This is a genomic window from uncultured Amaricoccus sp. (assembly GCF_937858865.1).
GTDB lineage: Bacteria > Pseudomonadota > Alphaproteobacteria > Rhodobacterales > Rhodobacteraceae > Amaricoccus.
In genome coordinates, this window is the sequence record NZ_CALLYO010000103.1 from 1 (window position 1) to 6,820 (window position 6,820).

Genomic DNA, 6,820 nt, shown 5'->3' on the forward strand with positions numbered 1-6,820 from the left:
GACCAGCTCCAGGCGGACGCGCATGCCGAGGACGCCCGCAGCGCGCCGGATCGAGTTGAGGGTCACGCCGTCGTTCTCCGGATCGAGCAGACGGTTCACCTGCGCGCGGCTCGTCTCCAGACGGCGCGCCATCGCCGCCTTGGAAATCCCGAGTTCCTTCATCCGTCGCTCGAGGGAGGCCGCGATAACCTTCTTGACCGCCATCTCGGCCACCTCGTCGGCAATGCCCTCCGCCTCGAGGAACCCCTCGAAGGACGAGCCGACAGAGCCCTTCTCGACACTCACCTTTCCAGTCCTTTCATCCGCCTTGTCGCCAGTTCGATCTCGTGCTGCGGCGCCTTCCGCGACTTCTTCTCGAAACCGTGCAGCAGAACCATCGTCCCCTCCCGGAAGCAGAAGAGAACCCGTGCGGTCCTGCCGTGCGGCAGGTCGGTGCGAACCTCCCACAGCCCGGCGCGCATCGGCCGGCAGAGTGGCAGGCCGATCGGCCAGCCGAATTCCACCGCCATGATGTCGGCGCCGATCAGCTTGCGGTCCTGCACCGACAGCGATCGAAGCCAGACCCGAACCGGCTCCTCGCCGTTCTCGGCCCGCCAGAAGGCGGCGGCCAGCCGCTTCGCCCTTGCCATCCCGTGTATCTTTTTTGATCCATACTGTCAAGGCGACGCGCGACCTCGGGCGCCAGTTCGCGCAGGGATCGGTAAAGGACAGATGGAGAAGGCCCTATTCCGCCGCCTCGCGGAAGCGCTTGGTGTCGAGGGCGGCGGCCATCAGCGTGCGGGTGTAGGCCTGCTGCGGCCGGTCGAAGATCGCCTCGGTCGGCCCCTCCTCGACGATGCGGCCCGACTTCATCACGATGATATAGTCCGAGACCGCCCGCACCACGGCGAGGTCGTGGCTGATGAAGAGGTAGGAGAGGCCGTGCCTCGCCTGCAGCTCGCGCAGGAGCTCGACCACCTGCTTCTGCACCGAGCGGTCGAGCGCGCTCGTCGGCTCGTCGAGGACGATGACCCGCGGCTTCAGGATCATCGCGCGGGCGATGGCGATGCGCTGGCGCTGGCCGCCGGAGAATTCGTGCGGATAGCGGTTGCGCATCGCGGGCTCGAGCCCCACCTCGGCCAGCGCCTCGCCGGCCAGCCGGTCGCGCTCGCGCGCGGAGAGCCCGGGCCGGTGGATGAGGAGGCCCTCGGTGATGATCCGCCCGATGGTCATGCGCGGGCTGAGCGAGCCGAAGGGGTCCTGGAAGACCAGTTGCAGCTCGCTGCGGAGCGGCCGCATCGCCGCGGGGTCGGGGTCGAGCGGCCGGCCGAGGTAGGCGATCCGCCCCTCGCTCGGCAGGAGGCGCAGCAGCGCGCGGCCGAGCGTCGACTTGCCCGAGCCCGACTCGCCGACGATGCCGATCGTCTGCCCCTCGCGCAGGTGCACGCTCACCCCGTCCACCGCCCGGATCTCGTGCGCCGCGGAGAAGAGGCCGCCGCCGATGCGGAAGATCACCTTCACGTCGTCGCCGGCCATCAGCTCCTTCGCATCCGCCGGCGGCGCGGGCTTGGTGCCCTCGGGCTCGGCGGCGAGCAGCATCCGGGTATAGGGATGCTCCGGCCGGGCGAAGAGCGCCGCGGTCGGCCCGCTCTCCACCACCTCGCCGCGGCGCATGACGTAGACCCGGTCGGCGAAGCGCTGCACGATGCCGAGGTCGTGGGTGATGAAGACGATCGCCATGCCGAGCCGCTGCTGCAGGCTGGCGAGGAGCTCGAGGATCTGCGCCTGCACCGTCACGTCGAGGGCGGTGGTCGGCTCGTCGGCGATCAGCACGTCGGGGTCGCAGGCGAGCGCCATCGCGATCATCACCCGCTGGCGCTGGCCGCCGGAGAGCTCGTGCGGATAGGCGTCGATGCGCCGCTCCGGCTCGGGGATGCCGACGAGGCGCAGCAGCTCGACGATCCGCGGCCGCGCCGCCGCCTTCGAGAGGCCGCGGTGGAAGCGCAGCGGCTCGGCGAGCTGGGCGCCGATGCGGTAGAGCGGGTCGAGCGAGGTCATCGGCTCCTGGAAGATCATGGTGATCTTCTCGCCGCGGATGCCGTTCAGCGCGCGGTCGGGGAGGCCGAGCATCTCCCGACCGCGGTAGAGGGCCGAGCCGCTCGCCTTCCCGTTCGAGGCGAGGAGCCCCATGATCGCCATCGTCGTCTGGCTCTTGCCCGAGCCCGACTCGCCGACGATCGCCACCGTCTCCCCCGGCATCACGTCGAGGTCGATCCCCTTCACCGCCTCGACCCTGCCATCGTTGGTCTCGAACTCGACCCTGAGGCCCCTGACCTTCAGCACGGCCTCCATCCCGGGCTCCATCTCAGCGGTCCTTCGGATCGAGCGAGTCGCGCAGGCCGTCGCCGAGGAAGTTGAGCGCGAAGAGGATGAGGGTCAGCGTCAGCGCCGGCCAGATGAGCAGCCAGAGCGCGCCGCGCATGTTGGCCGCCCCCTCGGAGATGAGCAGGCCGAGCGAGGTCAGCGGATCCTGCACGCCGAGGCCGAGGAAGGAGAGCAGGCTCTCGAGCAGGATCGCCTTCGGCACGAGGAGGGTGACGAAGACGACCACCGGCCCGAGGGTGTTCGGGATGATGTGCCGCGTCAGGATCCCGAGCCTGGTCGCGCCGAGCGCCTCCGCCGCCTGCACGAACTCCTGCCGCTTCAGGCTGAGGGTCTGGCCGCGGACGATGCGGGCCATGTCGAGCCATTCGGTGAAGCCGATGGCGATGAAGATGATGACGAGGCTGCGGCCGAAGAAGACCACCATCAGGATGACGAAGAAGATGAAGGGGAGCGAGTAGAGGATGTCGACGATGCGCATCATCACGTTGTCGACCCGCCCGCCGAGATAGCCGGAGACGGCGCCGTAGGTGACGCCGAGGACGAGTGCCATGAAGGAGGCGAGGATGCCGATGGCGAGGGATATGCGCACGCCGATCATGATCCGCGCCACGAGGTCGCGCCCGATGGCGTCGGTGCCGAAGAAGAAGTGCAGCCGCTGGACATCGACCGCGATCGTCCCGCTCCTGCCGTCCTCGGCGAGGTCGAGGCGCGGGTTGGAGAAGAGGTCGGAGCGCTCGAAGTAGCGCAGGACGCGCGGGTCGATCGCCTCGTCCGCACGCACCTCGACGGTGATCTCGCTCCCCTCGAGCACCGGCGGGCCGGCATCGAGCCGCGTGCGCCGCAGCTCGCGCTCGAAGGCGGGCAGGATGGTGTCGGCGCGCGGATAGGCCTCGAGGCTGGCCGGCACGCGGACGAACTGCGGGTAGACGCGGTTGTAGGGATGCGGCCAGAGCGCCGGCCCGAAGATGCCGACGAGGGCGAGGAGCACCAGCACCACCATGCTCGCCACGGCCGCCCGGTTGCGGCGCAGGCGGATCCAGGCGTCCTGCCAGAGCGAGCGCCCGGCGACGGGCGGCGGTTCATCGAGCGGCAACGGCTGGACGACCATGGCTCCCCCTCAGTCGTAGCGCACCCTCGGGTCGAGCCAGGCGTAGACGAGGTCGACCACGAGGTTGAAGAAGATGACGAAGATGGCGATCACGACGACGGTGCCCATGACGAGGGTGTAGTCGCGGCCGAGGGCGCCCTGGACGAAGTAGCGGCCGATGCCGGGGATGCCGAAGATCGTCTCGACCACCACCGAGCCGGTGAGGAGGCCCGCCGCCGTCGGGCCGAGGTAGGAGACGGCGGGGAGCATGGCGGCGCGGAGCGCGTGCACGCCGACGACGACGCGGGTGGGCAGGCCGTAGGCGCGGGCGGTGCGCACGTGGTTGGAGCGCAGCGCCTCGATCGTCGAGCCGCGCACCAGGCGGGCGATCACCGCCACCTGCGGCAGGGCGAGGGTGACTATGGGGAGGACCCAGTAGGCGGGGTTGGCGTTCGACCAGCCGCCGGCCGGCAGCCAGCCGAGGACAACGCCGAAGAGCAGGCTGAGCAGCGGTGCGACCACGAAGTTGGGCGTGGTGATGCCGAAGGTCGCGAGCCCGACCACCGCGTAGTCGACGCCCGAGTTCTGCCGGATCGCCGCCCAGGCGCCGAGGATGGTGCCGAGGACGACGGCGACGAGGAGCGCGAGGCTACCGAGCAGGATCGAGACCGGCAGGCCCACGGCGAAGAGGTCGTTCACCGAGAAGTCGCGCTTGGTGAAGCTCGGGCCGAGGTCGCCGTGCAGCAGGTTCGAGAGGTAGGTGAGATACTGCGACCAGAGCGGCGCATCGAGATTGTAGGCGCGGTTGAGGTTGGCCATGATCAGGGGGTCGATCGGCCGCTCCAGGTCGAACGGCCCGCCCGGCGCCATGCGGATCATGAAGAAGGTCAGCGTGATGATGACGAAGACGGTCGGGACGGCACTCGCCAGCCTTCGCAGCGTGTAGATCAGCATCGCTTCTCCCGCCGATGCAATGGCGGCGGGCCAGGGCGGGGCCCGCCGCGGGTGTCTCTACTGCGTGATCGATAGCCAGCGCGAGAAGTGGTCGTCGAGGATGTTGTCCTCGTAGCCCGTCACCCTGTCGGAGACGAGCGCGCGGGACGAATAGTAGAGGATGGGGATCGACGGCACCTCGGCCAGATAGATCTTCTCCGCCTCGGCCAGCAGCGCCGCCCGTTCGCCGAGGTCCGTGGTCTCGGCCGCGGCGCGCATCTTCGCGTCGTAATCGGGATTCGACCATTTCGGGTAGTTGAACGAGACGCCCGACTCGTTGAGATAGAGGAAGTTCTGCGGGTCGGAATAGTCGCCGATCCAGCCGGCGCGGACGATGTCGAAGTCGCCGTCCTCGCGCAGGTAGTTGAAGTAGTTCGTCCCCTCCATCTCGTTCAGCGTCGACTTGATGCCGACGTTCGAGAGCATGTCGGCGACCGCCGCCATGGTGTTGCGGTGGTTCTCCGACGAGTTGTAGCTGAGCTGGATCTCCAGCGTCGCCGGGTCGACCCCCGCCTCCTCGAAGAGCGCCAGCGCCTTGTCCTCGCGGTCGAGCAGATCCTCGCCGGCATAGTCGAGCTCGGGTGGCTCGGCGACGTAGTTGTCGATGCCCGGCGGCACCAGCGAGTAGGCCGGCAGCATCGTTCCCTGCCAGACCTCGTCGGCGATGAAGTCGCGGTCGATCAGCATGGAGATCGCCTGCCGCACCCGCGGGTCGGCGAACTTCTCCTTCGTCGTCTTCACCGGCAGATAGTAGCTGCCGAGATAGGGCGCGATCCTGAGCTGGTTCGGCAGCTTCTCCTTCATGTAGGCCATCTGCTCGGCCGGCACGTCGGCGCAGATCAGCACCTCGCCGGCCTCGAAGCGGCGCAGACAGGCCGAGCGGTCCTCGAAGGGGAGCCACTGCACCTCGTCGATCTTCACGTTCGCCGCGTCGTAGTAGTTCGGGTTCTTCTTCAGCACGATCTTGTCGTTCGGCACGAAGCTCTCGAGCAGGAAGGCGCCGTTGGTGACGAGGTTCCCCGGCTTGGTGAAGTCGTTGCCGAGCGCCTCCACGCTCGCCTTGTGCAGCGGCTTGCCGGTCTGATGGGTGAGGAGCTGGAGGAAATAGGGCGTCGGCCCGTTCAGGGTGAAGACGAGCGTCTGCGGGTCAGGCGCCGCAACGCCCAGCTCCTCGAGCGGCATCTCGCCCTTGTTCACCGCCTCGGCGTTCTGGATCGGGAAGAGGATCGAGGCGTAGCCGGCCGCCGTCGCCGGGTCCATGATCCGCCGGAAGGCGAAGAGGAAGTCGTCGGACGTCACCGGATCGCCGTTCGACCACTTGCCGCCCTCCCGCATGTGGAAGGTGTAGGTGGTGCCGTCCTCGGAGATCTCCCAGGATTCCGCCGCGCCGGGGATGACGTTCCCGGCCGCGTCCTGGGTCACGAGCCCGTCGTAGAGGTCGTTGAGCACCCGCGACTCGGAGATGGTCGAGGTCTTGTGGTGGTCGAGGGTCGCCGGGTCGGTGTCGTTGCCGCGCACCAGCACCACCTGCGCCGAGGAGATCGCCGTACTCGCGAGGAGCATGCCCATCGCGAAAAGTCCGGCGCCGAGAGTTCGTTGCATCATCACCGCTGCCTCCCGTCAGCTGTTCGTGAATTCGCCTCAGGCGATAGTCGCACCGGCATGCCGACCCAACAAGCCTTATCCTCAGGCCGCCCGGACCCGCACCCGCTCGCCGATGTCGTTCAGGATCGCGCGCAGGATGTCGTAGTCGGGATGGCGGACTCGCATCCAGGCGTTGGCCATGTAGCCGGCCTCGACCGGCTGGGTCGGCGTGCCCGGCTCGGGGAAGTGGCTGCCGACGACGTTCTCGCCGTACTGGCGGAAGATCTCCTCCGTGCCCTCGTAGCCGGCGATCCGCCCGTCGCGGTCCGGGCGCAGCGCGATGATCCCGCAGGCGTAGCGCCGGGACGCCCGCACCTCCGACCGCCCGTGGCAGACCGCGAGCGCCCACTCGCGGTAGAGGTCGATCTCGTTGCCGGCGCAGTAGCTGTCCCACTGCCCCACCCCCGGCGGCCGGCAGCCGATCTCGGAGAAGCGCAGGCCCTTCGGCCCGTAGAACCACTCCATGTGCGTCGGCGCCGTCTCGATGCCCAGGGCGCGGCTGACCCGCCGCCCCATCTCCCTGACCTCGTCGTAGCCCGGCTCGTCCATGCGGTTCGTCGCCACGATCTGCGGCGAGATCCAGCGCGTGCGCATCGCCTCGAGCACGTTCGGATAATAGTGGCTGACGAAGTCGTGGACGACCTGCCCGTTCACGGTCAGCGTGTCGTAGAAGCCCTCGTGCCCGACCACGAACTCCTCGATCGCGACCGGCGCTCCGTCGGCGAGGCCGCT

At 68.7% G+C, this 6,820-nt stretch carries 7 protein-coding genes; all 7 read right to left on the bottom strand.

Annotated features, from left to right (window positions below; translation table 11 throughout):
• Nucleotides 1-204: helix-turn-helix transcriptional regulator (locus Q0112_RS02760; protein ID WP_297971088.1), on the bottom strand; the 204-nt coding region annotated here is incomplete at its 3' end.
• Nucleotides 205-281: 77 nt separating this feature from the next.
• Nucleotides 282-629, bottom strand: coding sequence for a type II toxin-antitoxin system RelE/ParE family toxin (locus Q0112_RS02765; protein WP_297971091.1), 348 nt, complete (start codon nucleotides 627-629; stop codon nucleotides 282-284).
• A 94-nt stretch (nucleotides 630-723) separates the two neighbouring features.
• A complete protein-coding gene (locus Q0112_RS02770) occupies nucleotides 724-2,331 on the bottom strand; it encodes an ABC transporter ATP-binding protein (protein ID WP_297971104.1) in 1,608 nt (535 codons plus the stop codon).
• Between the two features lie 13 nt (nucleotides 2,332-2,344).
• Nucleotides 2,345-3,472, bottom strand: coding sequence for an ABC transporter permease (locus Q0112_RS02775; RefSeq protein ID WP_297971093.1), 1,128 nt, complete (start codon nucleotides 3,470-3,472; stop codon nucleotides 2,345-2,347).
• Between the two features lie 9 nt (nucleotides 3,473-3,481).
• Nucleotides 3,482-4,405: an ABC transporter permease subunit gene (locus tag Q0112_RS02780; RefSeq protein ID WP_297971096.1), complete on the bottom strand. Its 924-nt coding sequence runs from the start codon at nucleotides 4,403-4,405 to the stop codon at nucleotides 3,482-3,484.
• Nucleotides 4,406-4,462: 57 nt separating this feature from the next.
• Nucleotides 4,463-6,049, bottom strand: a complete 1,587-nt coding sequence (locus tag Q0112_RS02785) for a peptide ABC transporter substrate-binding protein (protein ID WP_297971099.1) — start codon at nucleotides 6,047-6,049, stop codon at nucleotides 4,463-4,465.
• Nucleotides 6,050-6,130: 81 nt separating this feature from the next.
• Nucleotides 6,131-6,820: hypothetical protein (locus Q0112_RS02790; RefSeq protein ID WP_297971101.1), on the bottom strand; the 690-nt coding region annotated here is incomplete at its 5' end.

Bases quoted from the DNA above. Each gene is read 5' to 3' on its own strand.
- Q0112_RS02775 (WP_297971093.1), bottom strand. From the start codon at position 3,472: ATGGTCGTCCAGCCGTTGCCGCTCGATGAACCGCCGCCCGTCGCCGGG.
- Q0112_RS02780 (WP_297971096.1), bottom strand. From the start codon at position 4,405: ATGCTGATCTACACGCTGCGAAGGCTGGCGAGTGCCGTCCCGACCGTC.
- Q0112_RS02765 (WP_297971091.1), bottom strand. From the start codon at position 629: ATGGCAAGGGCGAAGCGGCTGGCCGCCGCCTTCTGGCGGGCCGAGAAC.
- Q0112_RS02785 (WP_297971099.1), bottom strand. From the start codon at position 6,049: ATGATGCAACGAACTCTCGGCGCCGGACTTTTCGCGATGGGCATGCTC.
- Q0112_RS02770 (WP_297971104.1), bottom strand. From the start codon at position 2,331: ATGGAGGCCGTGCTGAAGGTCAGGGGCCTCAGGGTCGAGTTCGAGACC.